The following is a 17,958-nucleotide window of genomic DNA, read 5'->3' on the forward strand; positions in this document are numbered from 1 at the left end:
AAATTATGATACACCTATGCTATACTTTAAGAAATTAAGGAATTCCTAACTGCAATATGTCTGGCTCCTGTGCATCAAGGTTTTAATAAAATTATGAGTATAAGTTTTTTTATAGTTGTTATATAGTTTTTTAAAGCCTGCAATTTAAGCTAAACAACTTAATTTTTAACAAAAATAAAAAATAAAAATAATTTTATAATATCCGATAAAATATTTATGTTTAGAGTTAATATTTTATTAAAAGGAAGAGTTCAGGGCGTAGGTTTCAGATACTACGTTAAACAAACTGCAGATGCTATGAATGTAGTAGGAAAGGTTTGGAATAATTATGATGGGTCTGTTGAAATAGAGGCATATATAAAAACAAAAAATGAAATAGAAGAATTTGTTGCCAAAATGAAGAAAGGCTCTCCTATGTCTAGTGTTAAGGAAGCCAATGTTGTTGTATTAGCTTGCGATCCTCCTATAGAAGATAGTTTTGAGATGGATAATTGAATTAAATAATTAGGCAGTTTTATGAAAAAGATTTTTTTTATATTCTTTATTGCAGCATTTTTTTGCAATTTTTCTTTTGCTATTAATTACATAGATTATAAAGTTGAAAATGGAGATACTCTTTACGGCATAGCTTTTGCTCATGATATGAAAGCCAGTGAGTTTTTAAAACTCAACAAAATAGATAATCCAGATTCATATAAATTAAAAGTTGGAGAAACTCTCAAAGTAAAAGAAAAGGGATATGATTTAGTATATGATGCTAAAGATAAATCATACGGATTAAAACCAGAGAAAAAAAAATCTTATATAGACTATAAAGTAAAAGATGGAGATACTGTACTTGGCATAGCATTCTCTCATGGAATGAGTGCGAGTGAATTTTGTGCTATAAACAATATAGAAGATTTCAATAAATATCAATTAAAGAAAGGCGAAATATTAAAAGTTGCTAATACTTCTAATGTATCAGAAAAACCCAATAATAGTAATGTAGAAAACATAAAAAAAGAAATAGAGCAAAATAGATATATAGACTATAAAGTAAAAGATGGGGATACTGTACTTGGTATAGCATTCTCTCATGGAATGAGTGCAAGTGAATTTTGTGCTATAAACAATATAGAAGACTTTAATAAATATCAATTAAAGAAAGGCGAAATATTAAAAGTTGCAAATACGTCTAATATATCAAGAGAAGAAAGTAATGATAATAAAGAAAAAGAAGAGATAAAAGAGCAAATAGAAAATAATTACATAGAATACAAAGTAAAAAATGGCGACACTCTCTACGGCATAGCATTCTCTCATGGAATGACTGCTAATGAGTTTTTGAAACTTAATAAAATAGATAATCCTAACAAATATAACCTTAAAGTTGGAGAGATTCTAAAAGTAAAAAATAATAATGTTGTAGAAATAAATGATAACAATATAGAAAACAACATAGAAAGAGTAGAAAACAAAGACATTGAAGAAATAAAAGAAAATATAGAAAAAAATAATAATAACTATATAAACTATAAAGTAAAAAACGGCGATACTCTCTATGGCATTGCTTTTGAAAATGATATGTCTGTAAGCGAGTTTTTAAAACTAAATAATATATCAAACCCTCTAACATACAAACTTAAAGTAGGCGAAACATTAAAAATACATTCAAAAATACAAAATAAAGTAGACACATCAAGAACAACTAAAATATATAAAGTAAAAAGAGGAGATACTCTTGGTGCTATAGCCATAAATAATTCTATGTCTTTAGATGAACTATTAAAATTAAACTCATTAAAAAGAGATTATGTATTAAAGATTGGCGACAATATAAAGGTATATGATAAAATATCTGTTAAACTTGACAGTAACTCTATAGAAAAAGCTGATTATATAAAAATAGAAAGCTACAAAGTTAAAAGCGGGGATACTTTAAGTGAAATAGCGGCATCTAAAAAAATGGATTTAGTAGAGCTTTATTCATTAAATGGACTAGATAATAATTATGTATTAAAAGCAGGCGACACGTTAAAAGTATATGGAGAAAGAGAAAAAATTAATAAAGTTGTTATTTCTAATTATAAAGTAAAAAAGGGAGATACCTTATATTCTATAGCAAGAAATAATAAAATGGAATTAAAAAAATTATTAGAGTTAAACGATATAAAAGATGTAAATAAATATATTTTACAGCTTGGTGCTAATTTAAAAATAGAAACTATAAAAAGCGAATATGCTGATGAAACTATACCAGAATCTTCATTTCAATGGCCTTATAGAGGAATAATTGTTGCAAGATATGGAGTTGATACATACAAGCTTGCAAATAGAGGAATAAATATATTAGGAACAATTGGAGATAAAGTATTGGCTGCAGATTATGGTATTGTAGAATATGCTAATGATATTAGAGGATTTGGCAAAGTAATTATAATAAAACATAAAAACGGCTTTACAACTGCCTATGCTCATTTATCTAAAATAGAAGTAAAATTGGGCGATATAGTAAACAAAGGTGATTATATAGGAAATATAGGAGATACTGGTTTAGTTGATAAGAGTGAATTATATTTCAAGATATCATATAGAGGAAGGGCATTAGACCCTATAAAATTGCTTCCTAAAGATTAATTAAATAATTCAAAATTTATTTTATAATTTTTTTAGTTTATACAAATATTTAAAGAAAAAAGGTTATATTGTTATAAATATAATTGTTTGCAAAATAATTATTTATGTATTAAAATATTGCAAATTAATTTTATTATTAAGAGGTGTTTTATTATGGCATCATTTATGGACAGTTTAAGAGAAAAGGTTAAGGCTAATCCTAAAACCATAGTTTTGGCTGAGGGGTATGATGAAAGACATGTTAAGGCTGCTGTTATATTAAAAAAAGAAGGTTTAGCAAAAGATGTTGTTTTAATAGGAGACAGGGCTAAAGTAGAAGCTTTGGCAAGAGAAAATTCACTTACATTAGGAGATAGCTTCGCTAGAGTATTCGACCCTAAAGTAGAATCTAAAACAGAAAACTATATAGAATTATTATTTAAAGCGAGAGAGAAAAAAGGAATGACTAGAGATCAGGCGAGAGAGCTTATAGTTTATAATTCTGTATATACTGGTGCTGCTATTTTAGCTGATGGCGGTGCTGATGGTATGGTTGGAGGTGCTGTATATGCTACAGGTGAAATGCTTAGAGCTGCTTTATTTTTAATAGGATTAAAGCCAGGAATTAAAACTTTATCTTCTACATTCTTTGTAGAGAGTCCTGATAAGGCTTTATTTGATGATGGTATGGCTTGTTTTGCTGATTGTGCTGTTATACCTGACCCTACTTCTGAACAGCTTGCTGATATTGCTGAATCTACTGCTGATTCTTTTAGAAAAATGACTGGTAAAGACCCAAGAGTTGCTTTCTTATCTTTCTCTACTAAAGGTTCTGCAAGCCATGAATCTGTTGATAAAGTGATAGAGGCTAAAAAAATATTAGATTCAAGAAATGTTAATTTTGTTTATGACGGAGAGCTTCAATTTGATGCTGCTATAGTTCCAAAAGTGGGCGAACAAAAAGCTCCTAACTCTAAAGTTAAAGGTAATGCTAATGTATTAATATTCCCTAATTTGAATGCCGGAAATATTGGTTATAAAATTGCTCAGAGGGTTGGTAAATGTACTGCTATTGGTCCTATGCTTCAAGGTATTGCTAAACCTGCTAATGACCTTTCAAGAGGATGTTCTGCTCAGGATATCGCTGACTTAGTAGTTTTAACTTCTTTGCAATAATTTAATTTATTTCATTTAATAACATAAAAAGCCCCTTAAATATTTTTTAAGAGGCTTTTTTATTTCTATTATTACTATTATTTTAATCTACGCTGTATTCTGCTTCACTGTCTCCGCTTATAACAAATCTATACGGATTAGTTGGCATTATCTTTACTAAATAGTTATATAACAGTGTTGAGCTTTGTAATACTGATGTGTTGGTATTATAATAAAAATATTTTGGATATTCTAAAACATAATCATAATAAAGGCTGTCTTTAGAGCTTACAATCTCTCCTATTTCATTATTAACTTTCCAGAGGAAATATACTGATTTATCTGTGAAATAATTTGTAGTTTTTTGATTTAATATATAAGAGAAATAATTTGCAGATTTTAAATAATCATAATTTTTATAATAATTCATAGCAGACTTATAATGTTCAAATACATCTTTTACTTTTTCTATATCATTAGTCATATATCTCGAATAGCTCCAGCCAATTATAGGACCATAATAAGTGTCATATCTCACCAAAGACCAATCCTCATTTTCTCTCTCTTTATTATTATACACATTTGTTTTATTTAACACCGTAACAAAGTCATAGTTTTGCATTACATATAGTTCAGTCTCTTTTCCTACACTAATAGCAGGTATCCTATCTCTTATTATAATTCCATTTCCTCTTATGTAATAATCTTCATTTAATACAGGTTTAATTGCTTCTATTCTCTCTTTAATTGTATTCATTGTTTTATCATATTCTGTTTTTTCATTAGCAGTTAATTCAAAAGGAAGTACATCTGGAAAATATGATTTATTATTTAATATATTCTCTTGAAGTATGCTTGTTCTATAGCGGTCTGAAAATCTTTTTAAATAATTTACATTGCTTAAATATTTTTCTTTATCTTCTGAAGATGATATTATTTGAAATCTATGACGCATACCAAAGTAGTAAGCAAAATCTTTAAGAGGAAATACGCTTTCACTATCAGCAACTATTCTGTCAAATATAGCTCCGTTAAATGTGTATACATTATCTTTAATTTTTATTCCTAATTGATTATAAATATTTAATAATTCTTTGCTTCTGTTTGTATTTGAAGTATTAACATTAGTGTTGGCAGAGTTCTCTTCTCCCTCCACAATACCTTCGGATATTAATTTGTTGTAGAAACTATCCATATAAAGAGGGTCATTTTCTATCATATAAATTATAGCCTGACCAAGCAAATATGATGCCTCGCTTTGATAATAACTTGATGGGTATGTAAATAAAAATCTTGCTAAAGTTTCAAAACCATCTTTATAGTTTGATGATAATATTTGGTCTCTTCCTTTTAAGAAAGTTGTTAATTCATTGTAGGGAGTTTGAGCATTTAATTCTTCCTTTTTTGGAAGCGATTTTAAAAACTCGCTCAAAGCACCATTATCTTCTGTATTTCCTATTGTTTTTAATTTTTGAAATTCGCTTATAGAATCTTTAACCTTACATGAAATTAAAGAAAAAATTATTAATGCAATAATTAAAATATTTTTTATAGTGTTCATCTTATACCTTTTGAGTTTGTAGTTTCTTTATAAAACTTTCTAAAATAGATTTAGAAAAATCATTATTCTTATTTTCAAGCATGCTATTAACTAACTTTTCGCATTCTTCTATAGATACAGCTCTTATTATATTTTTTACTTCGGCTATAGAAGTTACAGACATAGATAATTCTCTAATACCAAGTCCAAGCAAAATAGGAGTATATTTTGGTACGCCTCCCATCTCTCCGCATAATGTTACAAGCTTATTATTATCTTTCGCTGTTTTTATAATATGTTTTAGTATTCTTAAAACAGATATATCTAATGGGTTATAAAGATAAGTTAGTTTTTCATTAGTTCTATCACATGCTAATATATATTGCGTTAAATCATTAGAACCTATAGAAATAAAGTCTGTCTCTTCTATAAGTAAATCTATAATGATTGCTGCAGAGGGAGTTTCTACTAAGGCTCCTATTTTTATATTATCATTATATGCTATATTTTCATTTTTTAATTCTTCTTTTACTTCGTTAATAAATTTTTTAGCATCTAAAAACTCTTCTAAAGTGCTTATCATAGGTATCATTATTTCTATGTTTCCATACACCGAAGCTCTTAGTAATGCCCTTATTTGATTTCTAAATATTTTTTTATTTGACAAACAAAATCTTATAGCACGCCAGCCTAAAAAAGGGTTGTCTTCTTTTACATTAAAAACTCCAAGTGACGGAGCCATTTTATCTCCGCCAATATCTAAAGTTCTTATAATCACTTTACCATTTGCAGATGAGGCTATTTTTTTATATACATTAAATTGTCTCTCTTCTGTAGGTAAAGCACAGCTGTTGCCGTCATCAGAATAAATATATAAAAACTCTGTTCTATATAAACCTATAGAATCTACACCATATTTAATAACGCTTTCCATTTCCTCTGGTATATCTATATTGGCATTTATTTTTATTTCTACATTATCTTTTGTTATAGCTTTCTCTTTGGCATCTTTAATAGACTGTTCTTTATATTTTTTCAAATTTTCAGATAATAGAGTGTAATTATGAGTATCTTTATCATTTGGGTTTAATATTACTATATTACTTCTACAATCTATTATGATTTTTCTGTCATTTTTAGCTCTATTAGTAATATTTTCTACGTTAAAAATAGTAGGTATTCCAAAAGATTTTGCAAGTATAGCAGCATGTGAAGTATATCCGCCGCCTTCCACTATAAAACCGCCAACACCTATACTATTAAACTTTAGTACATCACTTGGTGTTAAAGTTTTGGATATTACTATGCAATCTTTTGGTATAGAAAAAGTACTCTCCGTACTCGGATTTAATAAATTTCTTATTACCCTACCCTTTATATCTATTATATCACTTGCTCTTTCTGAAAGCATTCTATTATTAAAAGCAGATATTCTATCAAAATATTCTGTTATTACACTATCATATACATATTCTACATTTAATAATTTCTCTTTTACACCATCTTTTACCTGTTTTATTATTACAGGGTCTTGAATAAGTAAAATATGCATAGATAAAATATTTTTTAAATTATTATTAACATTCGCTATTAAATATTCTATTTGCTTTTTGGATTGTTCTATAGCATTATCTAATCTTATATATTCTTCTTCAACATCTTCTTTTTCTATATTATACATTGGGGTTATCAACGAGTTGAGATATAGAAATGAATCTCCTATAGATACATAATTACCGATACCGTTTCCTTTTAGTATAGTTCTTTTATCAGGCATAATCTTCCAAATATTATGTTAATTCAATTCTGCAATTATAATATATATACAAATATTTTCAATAGTAATAAAAAAAAAATAATTATTAAATATTATTAAGCATTTCTATCACTATTTTTTTAGAATTTTCTGCTGCTTTCGCTACAAATTTTGGGAAATCTACTATTGCATCACTGTCAGCTTTATCAGATAACGAACGTATTACGACAAAAGGAACTTTAAACATTAAAGCAGCATGAGCAACTGAAGCTCCTTCCATTTCTATAGCACCAGCTTTGAATTTATTATGTATTTGTTTTACCTTATTGTTATCTCCCACAAATTGATCTCCTGTAGCAATAGTATCAACATAAACTTTATTGTCTGTTATAACTTTTTGAGCTGCAGTTTTTGCTATTTCTATTAAAGAATTATCTGCTGGGTAGTAGTTGTCATTATATCCTTTTACTAAAACTGTAAGCTCATCTCCGTCTAATGCACTTGTATCAAAATCATGTTCTATTAAGTTTTTTGAAATAACAATATCAGATATATCATAATCAGGATTACCAGAACCAGCAACACCTGTAAATATTATTTTTTCTACATTAAATTTTTCTATAGCAATAGTAGTAGCAATAGCAGCATTAACTTTACCTATGCCGGATTTTAAAAGCACTATATCTTTACCGCATAATTTGCCTTTGTAATAAGTAATATTAGCTATTTCAATTTCTTCTAAATTTTCAATCATATTTTTAAAATTATCAATCTCACAGTCCATAGCACCGATTATTGCAATTCTTTTTATTTCAGACATAAATAATTTTCTCCTTAAAAAATAATTATAACCCATTATATATTAAAAGTGTATTTTTATAAACTTTTTATTTAACTTTTTTATAATATTGTAATACATTAATAAAATGTTAAAATGCATACCAATAATTAAAAAAAGAGATAAATATAATGGATACACAAAAACAAACAGATATATTAATTGTAGGTGCAGGAATAGCAGGACTTGTTGCAGCAGAAAGAGCAATGAAAATATTTAAAAAAGTGTGCCTTGTAACTTCTTCAAAAATTTGCTCTGGTGCATCATATTTCCCATTGAAAGCCACATTAGGAATACAGGCTACAAAAGACAAAGATGACCGCAACAAATATTATGAAGATATAACTAATATGGGTAAAGGAGTTGAAAACCCAGATTTAATAAAAACCTATATATCTAATATTAAAAAAGATATTTATTTATTAAAAAAAATAGGATTTAAACCTTGGCTAAGAAAAGATTCAAGAGCAGCATGTTTTGCTAAATATTCAAGAGATGTTTTTTTAATTAATAATTGGAATGATGCAAGAAAGAAAGCAAAAAAGATATTTAGAAAAAATAAAAGATTAAAAATATTTGAAGAAAGCATTTTATTGAGAATAATAAAAAATGGAGATAAAGTTGCGGGGGCTGTGTTTCAAAACAAAGATAAATTATTTTTTATAAAATCAAAGGTAATAATATTAGCTACAGGAGGAGTTGCAGGCAATTATAAAAATAGTTTATACCCCAAAAATATTAATGGTGTAGGTAATGTTGCAGCATTAGATGCGGGAGCAGTTGCACAGAATATGGAGTTTATACAATTTATACCTGCATATTTAAAACCAAAGTATAATGTATTGTTTGGAGAGCATACATTGAAATATTGCATAGGTATGTATGATATAGAAAATAAATTACTTATAGACGGCATAGAAAATGAAAATACAAAGAAATTATGGATAGAGAGAAGTGCTTATGCTCCTTTTAGTAATGATTTTGAAAGCAAAGAAATTGATTTAAAAATACCTTTTGAAGGAGTAAAATTAAAATATTCTAAAAATTTATATAAAGATAAAGAAGAGTTTTACAGAGTATATTTAAATTGGCTTAAAAAAGATATTGGAATAGATTTATTGAAAGATGAAACTATTATTACTCATTTCGCTCATAGCTGTAACGGAGGAATAAAAATAGACAGTAATGCATTTACAGGCGTTAAAGGACTTTATGCTGTTGGTGAATTATCATCTGCCATAGAGGGAGCTAATAGGCTTGGAGGGAATTCTGTTGGAAGTGCTTTAGTATTTGGTAATAATGCTGTTAAGAATGCTTATAAATATATTAAAAATAATAACTTTGACGATTTTAACAATATAAAATTAAATAATATAAAAAAAGAATTTGATAATTGGGTTAATGAAATTTCAAAAGATGACAAAGAAAATAATCTCACAAGAAATGAAGTTTTAATTAAAATAAGGAATTTAGTAAGTGAGAATTTATCGGTTGTAAGAAATAAAGAAAAAATAGAAACATTACTTAATGAACTTAATAATATAAGAGCTAATTACAGCATAAAAGAAAATATTAAAGAAGGTTCTATAGAGGTTTACTTGATTATTGAAAGCGTAAAGATAATGGCTTTAAGTATGCTTGAAAGAGAAGAAAGCAGAGGTGCCCACTACAGAGATGATTTTAAATACTCAGCGGATAAAGTATATAAACTTCAAGTAAAACGTGAAAACAATAAAATTATAATAAATAAAATATATAATTAATTCATATTGTCTATCATTTCTGCAACTATTTTGGCAGAATTATCAGAAGCCTGTATAACAAACTTTGGATAATCAACTTCCGCATCACTGTCAGCTTTATCAGACAAAGAACGTATTACAACAAAAGGAATATTATACATTAAAGCAGCATGAGCAACAGAAGCTCCTTCCATCTCTATAGCTCCAGCTTTGAATTTGTTATATATCTGCTTAACCTTTTCATTGTTTCCTACAAATTGGTCTCCTGTAGCTATTGTATCAACATATACTTTGCTGTTTGTTATAACTTTTTCTGCTGAAGTTTTAGCAAGCTGTATTAACTCTTCATCTGCCGGATAATAATTATCATTGTATCCTTCAACCAATACAGTAATATCATCTCCGTCTATATCGCTCGTATCAAAATCATGTTCAATTAAGTTTTTTGAAATTACTATATCGGCTATATTATAATTAGGATTTCCAGAACCGGCAACTCCTGTAAATATTATTTTTTCAACATTAAATCTCTCTATGGCAATAGTTGTGGCAACAGCAGCATTAACTTTACCAACCCCAGATTTTAATAACACAACATCTTTTCCATGTAATTTGCCTTTATAGTAAGTTATACCAGCAATTTTTATTTCTTCTACATCTTCAAGCATATTTTTAAGATTAGCAATTTCTGAGTCCATAGCACCTATTATTGCAATTCTTTTAGGTTCTGTATTTTCTGTTTTGCTGCAATTTACTAATGCTAAAGATAATATTATTGCCGTTGTTATAAAGAATATGCATTTTTTAAACATTTTAAAAATCCTTAATAAATAATTAAGCGGAGCTATAAGCCGTATTCTGTCATTTAAGGTAAACATTTATCTAGATACTGCATTGCTGAAGTACTCAAGCGAGCTACCTGAAACCTTTATGAAAAGGGCAATCGGTTTCTGTTTGCTCTTGCCTCTCATGGGGTTTACACTGCCATTCATGTCGCCACAAATGCGGTGTGCTCTTACCACGCCTTTTCACCCTTACCTAAAAATAGGCGGTATATTTTCTGCTGCACTTTCCATAGGCTTTCGCCTTCAAGCCGTTAGCTTGCATGAAGCCCTTTAGAGGTACGGACTTTCCTCAGTATTAGTTATTTAAATACCGCGTTTACCCACTCCGCATAGTTAGTTAATCTATTATAAAAATAGAAAAATGTCAATTACATCGTTATATATTGAAAATTTTTAATTTTATGAAAAGTTATATTTTTTATTTATATTGCATGGCTTTGCACCGTACCCCACTTCTTTTGCCGAAGGCACCTACTCGGTACGACCGTAGGAAGTGCCTTCGGTATTGGTATAAAAGAAGTAAAAGAACTGCATTTTTATATCTTGTTTAGATAACATTGTATTACATTAAAGAAAAATATTATAAATCAAAATTATATTCATATTAGATTAATTTTCTAAATACTAAATTAATTGATTTTTTTATATTTATCTATTATACTTAATATATGAATACAGAAATTATTGAAAACACATTATTAACTTTAATAAATGAATTCAAAAAAGATGAAGAAGAAAAATATAATTCAGTAAGTAATACTATAAAGTCTATACATAAATCATTTTTAGAGGAAGAAAAATTAAAAACAGATAGATTAAATGAAATCTTTTCTAAAACTAAAACAATAATAAAAGAAGTAAAAGAGGAAATGAAAACATACCCTCCGCAGTTTTGTATATTTAATGCGATAAATTTACAAAAACATGAGAATTATAATAGTAATTTGATTGCTAAGTTGCTTGAAGTAAATATAAAGTATGTAAATATAAAATATAAAGAAGATACTGAATTAAGTTTTGTTAAAGATTTTTTAATGTATTTAAATAATAAGTTTAACTGGAGCTATGGATTTAATGATATCAAAGAATTAAAGCATTCGGATATAATTATAAAAAGAGAAGAATATGCAGGCAGCAGAAGAATAGATTTATTTATATCTTATAAAAAAGACTTTGCAATTATAATAGAAAATAAAATATACGCTGGAGAGCAAGATAATCAATTAGATGATTATTATAAAAATAAGAAAGATGATTATAAAAATTTATATATGATTTTTCTCACTCCTTCAGGTTATGAGCCTTATACTTTATCAGAAAAATCAAAAAAAGAACTTGGAAATAATTTTCAAATTTTAAAACATAGCGATATAGCTTTATGGCTTGAAAGTATTTTAGAAAATAAAAAATATTATTTTTTGCATGAGAAAAATATTTTATTTAAAGATAATGATAATAAATACATAAAAGATTATAGGCTTTTAAAATCTGCTATGATACAGACTATACATAATGCCAATATGATAAGCAATAATACAAAGGAGCTTGATATGACAAAAGTAAAAATACAAAAACTATTAGAAGATAATATTTTTAAAGATATACAAACAGTAGAAGATGTGGAAGAATATAGAAAAATATTTACTAATGTTATAGATATTATTAATAAAAAGATAGAAGTAATATCCATGTACAATAAATTAAAAAAATATTGGCAATTTACTCAAGAAATAGAAACTTATTTAGAAAATAAGAAAATAAATAAATATGATATATTATCATACGATAAATTTGAGCATCTTTTCAAAAATAATGATTATGTTCCACATATTAAGATGTGTTTATCAGATGATTTATATATTTTAATGGAATCTTGTAATTATGAAAATTATATTGGTTTTGGTATAGTAGATAAATCTGATAAAATGAAAAGTAAAATTAAAAACTCAAATTTTGACATAAAAAGTATATTTAATAAAATAGAAGAATGGAATGATGGTCATTGGATTTATTGGGCTTATATAGATACAGAAAAAGACAGACCTGAAGAAATTGCTGAAGCTATGATTAATCTTTATAATCTTTTGAAAAATAAATTAAAAAGTTTGTAAAAATATTTTTATGCATTATTGTTTTCGGGGACTAGCCCCCGAACCCCCACTTTTTTTATTGGTATAAAAGAAGCAAAAAAACTGCATTTTTTATATAAAAGAGAGTTTTCTATATTTATATATATTCAATATCTAAAATATAAATATTTGCACTTTTTGGTTCTTTTGACGAAGTCCGCACCGCGAGCTGCGGGAAAAAGAACAAGAAAAGATTGACAAATTTTTGACTTATTAGTTTTATTACTTAAATAAAAAAATTATTTAAAAAAATTATTATTACTGTATAATAAAAAAATAAAGTTAATTAAGGATTTTTTATGGTTTTTAAAGCTATAATTCATCAAGATGAAGATGGTTTATGGGCTGAAGTGCCTGCTATAAAGGGCTGTTTTACTCAAGCTGATACTATGGAAGAGTTAGAATACAATATAAAAGAAGCTATTGAAGGCTGTCTTTCTGTAAATATAGAAGAATATTCTAAAGAAAATATTGTTAAAACTATTGAAGTTGTTTTGTAATTTATGAAAACAATTAGCGGGAAGAATTTTTGTAAATTATTAGAAAGTCATGGTTGGATTTTAGCTAGAATAAACGGAAGTCATTATATATATGTGAAATCTGATAGCGGACTTAGAATTTCTATACCTGTTCATAAAAATGATGATTTAAAAATAGGTTTGCTAAAGAAATTATTAAAAATAACTAATATATCAGAAGACGAGTTATAATAAAATCTAAACTATATGTAATATTTTTAAGTTTTTTATTTGTGGCGACTTTGCTACCTGCGAAGCGTGCACGTAGGGTACACTCCCCAATTTCTTTTACGACCGTAGGAAGTGCCTTCGGTATTGGTATAAAAGAACAAAAAGAACTGCATTTTTATATAAAATGTATATTCCAAGAACAAAATAAATAAACTTAAAAATTTTTAGTATATATTAGTTAATCATATTTATGAAACGCCAAGCATTTTTATAGCTTCTGAAATATGGTCTATTCCTATAATCTTTATACCCTCTATAGACTTGCCTAATTCTTTTACAGCTCTCTTTGATATATAAACTTCTTTAAGAGAAAATTTTTTCATCTCTTTTATACGCCTTTCAATAAATCTCACAGGTCTCACTTCTCCAGAAAGCCCTAATTCTCCAATATAAGCTGTAGTTCTTTGAATGGATATTCCATACATACTTGACACTATAGCCATAGCAATAGAAATATCGCTTGCAGTCTCTTTAACATTAAGCCCATTTGCAATATTAATATAAACATCTTGATTAGAAAGATTTATATGACATCTTTTTTCTAATATGGCAATGATGATAAGAAGCCTGTATTGGTCATAACCTATAGTAAGCCTCCTCGGATAACCAAAAGCACTGCTTCCAACCAAAGCTTCCTGCTCTACACAAAATACCCTGCTTCCTTCTATCACAGGAGTTATAACACTTCCTGCAAACACAGCTTCATTAAGAGAGCGGGTAAAAACTTTTGAAGGGTCTTTTACCTCCATAAGCCCATTTCCTGCCATCTCAAATATTCCAACCTCATCAACAGCCCCATAACGATTTTTTACTGCTCTTAATATTCTATATATACCCTTATCATCACCTTCAAAATATAATACGCAGTCTACAATATGCTCTAATATTTTTGGTCCTGCTATAGTGCCTTCTTTTGTTATATGACCTACTAAAAATATTGTTATGTTTTTTAGCTTAGCCGTTTGCATCAATGCCCAAGCACAGTTTTTTATTTGTGCTGGAGAGCCTGCCATACTGTTTGTAGATGGACTGTATATTGTTTGAATAGAATCTATTATAGCAAGTGATGGAGGCTCATCTAAAAGAGTGTTTATTATATTATCGCAATTTGACTCTGATGATATTAAAAAGTCAGAATCTTCTAATGAAAGCCTGTCTGCTCTTAGTTTTATCTGCTCTAAAGATTCTTCACCTGTAAAATAATAAACTTTCTCTTTTTTAGCGATATTAGAAGCTACTTGTAAAAGAAGAGTTGACTTACCAATTCCGGGTTCTCCTCCTATAAGTATCACACTGCCTGCTACAATTCCTCCCCCTAACACCCTATTAAGTTCATCTATATTTGTGGATGTTCTTATATTATCAGAAGTTTTAATTTTTTTTATTGAAGTTAATTGTGCTTTATCTGTGGAGAGTGCATTTTTTACTGTTTTTATTTTGCTTTCTTCTGGTTCAGTAAAAGGCTTTAAACTATTCCAAGAACCGCAGGAAGGGCATTTACCCATCCAATTGATAGTACTCTCCCCGCAATTTTCACAAACAAATACTGTATTAGTTTTCTTCGCCATTATTAAATTTCTCAAATATTTTCTTTCTTCTGTTTTTATCTCTACGCCACAACATTACACCAAACAATATAACAATCAAAGGAACAATTACTATATTAATAAATCTAACAGCCATCTTTATGCTTTCAGGCACTTGATAAGGAGGATTAAATATAGCACCTTTTCTTCTTATATCCATTAGAGCAGTGTCCCCCACCATATAATCAATCATATTCATTAAGAAAATCTTATTAGCATCAAAAGCACTGTTTCTTGCCATATCAGCAGAACCAACAATTATAACCCTTCCGCTTGTTGTGGAGTTTAGTCTATTAGCATTTGCTATATTTATATTTGTAGATTGTATAGGAATACCTTTGCCTTCAAAAGCACTAGTCATACTGCCCTGAGAAATTGCTGCTATAAGTCTTTTAGAAAGCAAATTACTGTCTTTCGGCATGCCGCTCATAGATGAAGTAAAATCATTAGTTTCTACCCAACTCTTATCACTTGAATAAAATAACGGTGTAATTTTTGCCTCATTGCTGCTAATTAATACTTCACTAGATAAAGGAGCAAGCATTAAATTAATACTCTTTGTTATATCAGTTTTTGAATTAATATTTTCAGGCATTATAAGAGGTATATAATAAAATTTCTGTTCCGGCATACCCTCTTGTAATTGTGCCCTATAAGCATTATCATCAAATATCATATTGGTAGCTAAATAAAGACCATAACTTTGAAGTATTTCATTTAATCTATTAGTAACAGGAAGCAAACGAGGACCATACATTTGTGCATTAGGGTCATTTTCATCTATATGAGCACCATTAAGCATAAATAATACAGGCTTACCGCTCATTATAAATTGGTCTAACTTATATAATTCAGCATCACTAAAAGGAGTAAGACTTCCTAAAACTACTAAAGCGTCCATTGTAGAAGGAATATCTTGAGTGTTTAAATTTATAGTTTGAAAATTATAATTAGCTTCAATTTCTGATGCATATCTACTAGCACTAGTATAGGCATCATCTGGATTTCCGCCATATTGAACTGGTATATCTATAGTATTAACTTCACCGTGTCCTTCTATATAACCAATATTAGCTTTTAAACCAAGCATACTGTCTATACTTTTAGAAATTTCATCTGTAATACCTGTGAAATCTCCGTATAGTATTGAAGAAGTAGAAAGTTCTAATACATCATCACCATTTTCTAAAACTAAAGAAAAATATCCGCTTCCTTTTGGAACAATAATACTTCCGTCAGTATCTTTTATATCTTCCCATTCTAATTTTTTAATATTAAGTTTTTTTACTATCTCTTCATTTTCTTGATTCGGACTTGACATATCAACATGAGTAAATACTACTTTATTCATTAGGTTTTTATTAGCTTCTGTTACAGCCTGCATTATGCTGTCGGGTATAAGCTCCATTGCCCCAATAGGTAAAAGCTCATAAACTTCCGGAGAAGATATATAATAAACATTCAAATTATTTTCTAATCTGCTTAATTTATCATTTTTATCAATAAGTTTTCTGATGATTGTATCAATATTATATTCTAAACCTTCAGTAGACCTTACAAAAGGTATAGACTCTATAGAATCTCCATATATAAAAGCTAAACCCATATACGCTATTTTACTGCTTGTTTGGTCTTTTTCTAATACATTTATTTGAGTAGAAGTAATTCCGTATTGATTAGCCATTGTTGTATTTGTGGAAGCATCTATTATTTCAAAGCTGATATTTCTTCCTGCAGCTGACTTATATTCTGCAAATAAATCTTTTATATATTTCTCATATGTTGAGAAAGGAGGAGGCAAATTTGGTGTTAAAAAAAATTTCACACTCAAAGGCTCTTTTAAACTTTTAACTAAAGACTTACTTCCGCTGCTTAAAGAATAAACCTTATCTTTAGTTAAATCTATAAAAGGTGTAAATTGATTAACTATCGCATTTATTAAAACAATAATCACAAGTACAAAAATAAAAGTTATTATTCTATCTTTTCTCTTAGTCATAGCTATCCCATTTTTAAAATAATATGCATTATATAAGAAATAAACATATTTGTCAAAGTGTATTTACCTAAAAACAGTTTATTTATTTTTTTGTAATAAAAAAAATAACAAATAAACAAAAAATAAAAAAAATGTGTTGACTTTTTTTTATCGTATGCTATAATTAATTTCACTTGCCGAGTTAGCTCAGTAGGTAGAGCAAAGGACTGAAAATCCTTGTGTCTAGGGTTCGATTCCCTGACTCGGCACATTTCCTTATATAAAAATCCGCATGAATAATTTAGAACAAATTACAAACTTTATAAATCCTCTATACGAAGACAATCATATTATAGTAGCTGTAAAACCGCCCAATATTCCAACTCAAGCAGATAATACAGGCGATACATCTTTCTTTGAAAATATAAAAGACTATATCAAATTAAAATACGGTAAACAGGGAAACGTTTTTTTGGGTTTAGTGCATAGACTTGATAGACCTGTATCGGGGGTTATTGTTTTTGCTAAAACTTCTAAGGCAGCTTCAAGATTAAGCGAGGCTATAAGAAATAGAAATTTCCAAAAAACTTATTACTGTGTAGTAAAAGGGATATTATTAGAAAAAGAAAATACTTTAGAAAATTATTTGATAAAAAAAACAAACAAGCTTGGCAATATTGCAATGGTCGTCTTTGAAAATACAAAGAATGCAAAAAAAGCTGTTCTTCATTATAAAGTATTGAAAGAAGATAACATTAAAAATTTAAGCCTTTTAAAAATAGAACTTGAGACCGGAAGGTTTCATCAAATAAGAGTGCAGCTTTCAAATCTTGGACATGCTATATATGGTGACAGAAAATACGGTTCATACATAAAATATGACAGAGATGATGTACCTTTGGCTTTGTTTGCAAAAAGCATTAAATTCCCCCACCCTACAAAAAATGAAGAAATATATATTGAAGCTGATTTACCAGATTATAACCCTTGGAATATTTTTAATAATTAAGAAAAACAATATAGATAATTTTTATATTTTACG

The 17,958-nt window shown here is 28.0% G+C and carries 14 protein-coding genes, 1 tRNA gene and 1 other RNA gene; 9 read left to right on the forward strand and 7 right to left on the reverse strand.

Annotated features, from left to right (window positions below; genetic code table 11):
* Window positions 1–216: 216 nt before the first annotated feature.
* The 3 genes from Q0H31_RS05795 (at window position 217) to pta (ending at window position 3,774) form a co-directional block, all read left to right on the forward strand.
* Window positions 217–495 carry an acylphosphatase gene (locus tag Q0H31_RS05795; RefSeq protein ID WP_295296285.1) on the forward strand — a complete coding sequence of 93 codons (279 nt, stop codon included), beginning with the start codon at window positions 217–219 and terminating at the stop codon, window positions 493–495.
* A gap of 21 nt (window positions 496–516) precedes the next feature.
* Window positions 517–2,619 carry a LysM peptidoglycan-binding domain-containing protein gene (locus tag Q0H31_RS05800; RefSeq protein ID WP_295296286.1) on the forward strand — a complete coding sequence of 701 codons (2,103 nt, stop codon included), beginning with the start codon at window positions 517–519 and terminating at the stop codon, window positions 2,617–2,619.
* Between the two features lie 153 nt (window positions 2,620–2,772).
* Window positions 2,773–3,774, forward strand: a complete 1,002-nt coding sequence (gene pta / locus Q0H31_RS05805; protein ID WP_295296287.1) for a phosphate acetyltransferase — start codon at window positions 2,773–2,775, stop codon at window positions 3,772–3,774.
* An 82-nt stretch (window positions 3,775–3,856) separates the two neighbouring features.
* On the opposite strand, the gene Q0H31_RS05810 is transcribed toward pta, so the two are convergent.
* From Q0H31_RS05810 to Q0H31_RS05820, 3 genes are all read right to left on the reverse strand, one after another.
* Complete coding sequence (locus tag Q0H31_RS05810; protein WP_295296288.1) at window positions 3,857–5,314, reverse strand: hypothetical protein; 1,458 nt, start codon at window positions 5,312–5,314, stop codon at window positions 3,857–3,859.
* 1 nt (window position 5,315) lies between these two features.
* Window positions 5,316–7,070, reverse strand: coding sequence for a phosphoenolpyruvate--protein phosphotransferase (gene ptsP / locus Q0H31_RS05815; protein WP_295296289.1), 1,755 nt, complete (start codon window positions 7,068–7,070; stop codon window positions 5,316–5,318).
* An 85-nt stretch (window positions 7,071–7,155) separates the two neighbouring features.
* Window positions 7,156–7,869: a 5'-methylthioadenosine/adenosylhomocysteine nucleosidase gene (locus Q0H31_RS05820; RefSeq protein ID WP_295296290.1), complete on the reverse strand. Its 714-nt coding sequence runs from the start codon at window positions 7,867–7,869 to the stop codon at window positions 7,156–7,158.
* Window positions 7,870–8,018: 149 nt separating this feature from the next.
* Here Q0H31_RS05820 and Q0H31_RS05825 point away from each other — a divergent pair, with 149 nt between their 5' ends.
* Entirely contained in the window at window positions 8,019–9,650 is a 1,632-nt protein-coding gene (locus Q0H31_RS05825; RefSeq protein WP_295296291.1) for an FAD-binding protein, read from the forward strand.
* Here the strand turns inward: Q0H31_RS05825 and Q0H31_RS05830 are convergent.
* Entirely contained in the window at window positions 9,647–10,441 is a 795-nt protein-coding gene (locus Q0H31_RS05830; RefSeq protein WP_295296292.1) for a 5'-methylthioadenosine/adenosylhomocysteine nucleosidase, read from the reverse strand. The genes Q0H31_RS05825 and Q0H31_RS05830 overlap by 4 nt on opposite strands.
* Before the next feature lie 19 nt (window positions 10,442–10,460).
* Window positions 10,461–10,806, reverse strand: an RNA gene (rnpB, locus tag Q0H31_RS05835) — RNase P RNA component class A.
* Between the two features lie 336 nt (window positions 10,807–11,142).
* On the opposite strand from rnpB, the gene Q0H31_RS05840 reads away from it, so the two are divergent.
* From Q0H31_RS05840 to Q0H31_RS05850, 3 genes are all read left to right on the forward strand, one after another.
* Window positions 11,143–12,585: a PD-(D/E)XK nuclease family protein gene (locus tag Q0H31_RS05840; RefSeq protein ID WP_295296293.1), complete on the forward strand. Its 1,443-nt coding sequence runs from the start codon at window positions 11,143–11,145 to the stop codon at window positions 12,583–12,585.
* A 317-nt stretch (window positions 12,586–12,902) separates the two neighbouring features.
* Complete coding sequence (locus Q0H31_RS05845; protein WP_295296294.1) at window positions 12,903–13,103, forward strand: type II toxin-antitoxin system HicB family antitoxin; 201 nt, start codon at window positions 12,903–12,905, stop codon at window positions 13,101–13,103.
* A 3-nt stretch (window positions 13,104–13,106) separates the two neighbouring features.
* Complete coding sequence (locus Q0H31_RS05850; RefSeq protein ID WP_147730246.1) at window positions 13,107–13,313, forward strand: type II toxin-antitoxin system HicA family toxin; 207 nt, start codon at window positions 13,107–13,109, stop codon at window positions 13,311–13,313.
* Window positions 13,314–13,540: 227 nt separating this feature from the next.
* Here Q0H31_RS05850 and radA read toward each other — a convergent pair whose 3' ends face one another.
* The gene (radA, locus tag Q0H31_RS05855; RefSeq protein WP_295296295.1) at window positions 13,541–14,920 is read right to left on the reverse strand and encodes a DNA repair protein RadA; all 1,380 of its coding nucleotides are present in this window, start codon (window positions 14,918–14,920) and stop codon (window positions 13,541–13,543) included.
* Window positions 14,904–16,937, reverse strand: coding sequence for a GldG family protein (locus Q0H31_RS05860; RefSeq protein ID WP_295296296.1), 2,034 nt, complete (start codon window positions 16,935–16,937; stop codon window positions 14,904–14,906). The genes radA and Q0H31_RS05860 overlap by 17 nt, the downstream gene beginning before the upstream one ends.
* A 175-nt stretch (window positions 16,938–17,112) precedes the next feature.
* Here Q0H31_RS05860 and Q0H31_RS05865 point away from each other — a divergent pair.
* Together Q0H31_RS05865 and Q0H31_RS05870 are read left to right on the forward strand one after the other, a co-directional pair.
* Window positions 17,113–17,185, forward strand: a tRNA-Phe gene (locus Q0H31_RS05865).
* Between the two features lie 23 nt (window positions 17,186–17,208).
* Window positions 17,209–17,925 carry an RluA family pseudouridine synthase gene (locus Q0H31_RS05870; protein ID WP_295296297.1) on the forward strand — a complete coding sequence of 239 codons (717 nt, stop codon included), beginning with the start codon at window positions 17,209–17,211 and terminating at the stop codon, window positions 17,923–17,925.
* Window positions 17,926–17,958 lie beyond the last annotated feature (33 nt).

It is taken from the genome of uncultured Brachyspira sp., assembly GCF_934747485.1.
Taxonomy (GTDB): Bacteria; Spirochaetota; Brachyspiria; order Brachyspirales; family Brachyspiraceae; genus Brachyspira.

Coding starts and splice junctions, on each gene's coding strand:
- Q0H31_RS05795 (WP_295296285.1), top strand. CDS start 217: ATGTTTAGAGTTAATATTTTATTAAAAGGAAGAGTTCAGGGCGTAGGT.
- Q0H31_RS05800 (WP_295296286.1), top strand. CDS start 517: ATGAAAAAGATTTTTTTTATATTCTTTATTGCAGCATTTTTTTGCAAT.
- pta (WP_295296287.1), top strand. CDS start 2,773: ATGGCATCATTTATGGACAGTTTAAGAGAAAAGGTTAAGGCTAATCCT.
- Q0H31_RS05810 (WP_295296288.1), bottom strand. CDS start 5,314: ATGAACACTATAAAAAATATTTTAATTATTGCATTAATAATTTTTTCT.
- ptsP (WP_295296289.1), bottom strand. CDS start 7,070: ATGCCTGATAAAAGAACTATACTAAAAGGAAACGGTATCGGTAATTAT.
- Q0H31_RS05820 (WP_295296290.1), bottom strand. CDS start 7,869: ATGTCTGAAATAAAAAGAATTGCAATAATCGGTGCTATGGACTGTGAG.
- Q0H31_RS05825 (WP_295296291.1), top strand. CDS start 8,019: ATGGATACACAAAAACAAACAGATATATTAATTGTAGGTGCAGGAATA.
- Q0H31_RS05830 (WP_295296292.1), bottom strand. CDS start 10,441: ATGTTTAAAAAATGCATATTCTTTATAACAACGGCAATAATATTATCT.
- Q0H31_RS05840 (WP_295296293.1), top strand. CDS start 11,143: ATGAATACAGAAATTATTGAAAACACATTATTAACTTTAATAAATGAA.
- Q0H31_RS05845 (WP_295296294.1), top strand. CDS start 12,903: ATGGTTTTTAAAGCTATAATTCATCAAGATGAAGATGGTTTATGGGCT.
- Q0H31_RS05850 (WP_147730246.1), top strand. CDS start 13,107: ATGAAAACAATTAGCGGGAAGAATTTTTGTAAATTATTAGAAAGTCAT.
- radA (WP_295296295.1), bottom strand. CDS start 14,920: ATGGCGAAGAAAACTAATACAGTATTTGTTTGTGAAAATTGCGGGGAG.
- Q0H31_RS05860 (WP_295296296.1), bottom strand. CDS start 16,937: ATGACTAAGAGAAAAGATAGAATAATAACTTTTATTTTTGTACTTGTG.
- Q0H31_RS05870 (WP_295296297.1), top strand. CDS start 17,209: ATGAATAATTTAGAACAAATTACAAACTTTATAAATCCTCTATACGAA.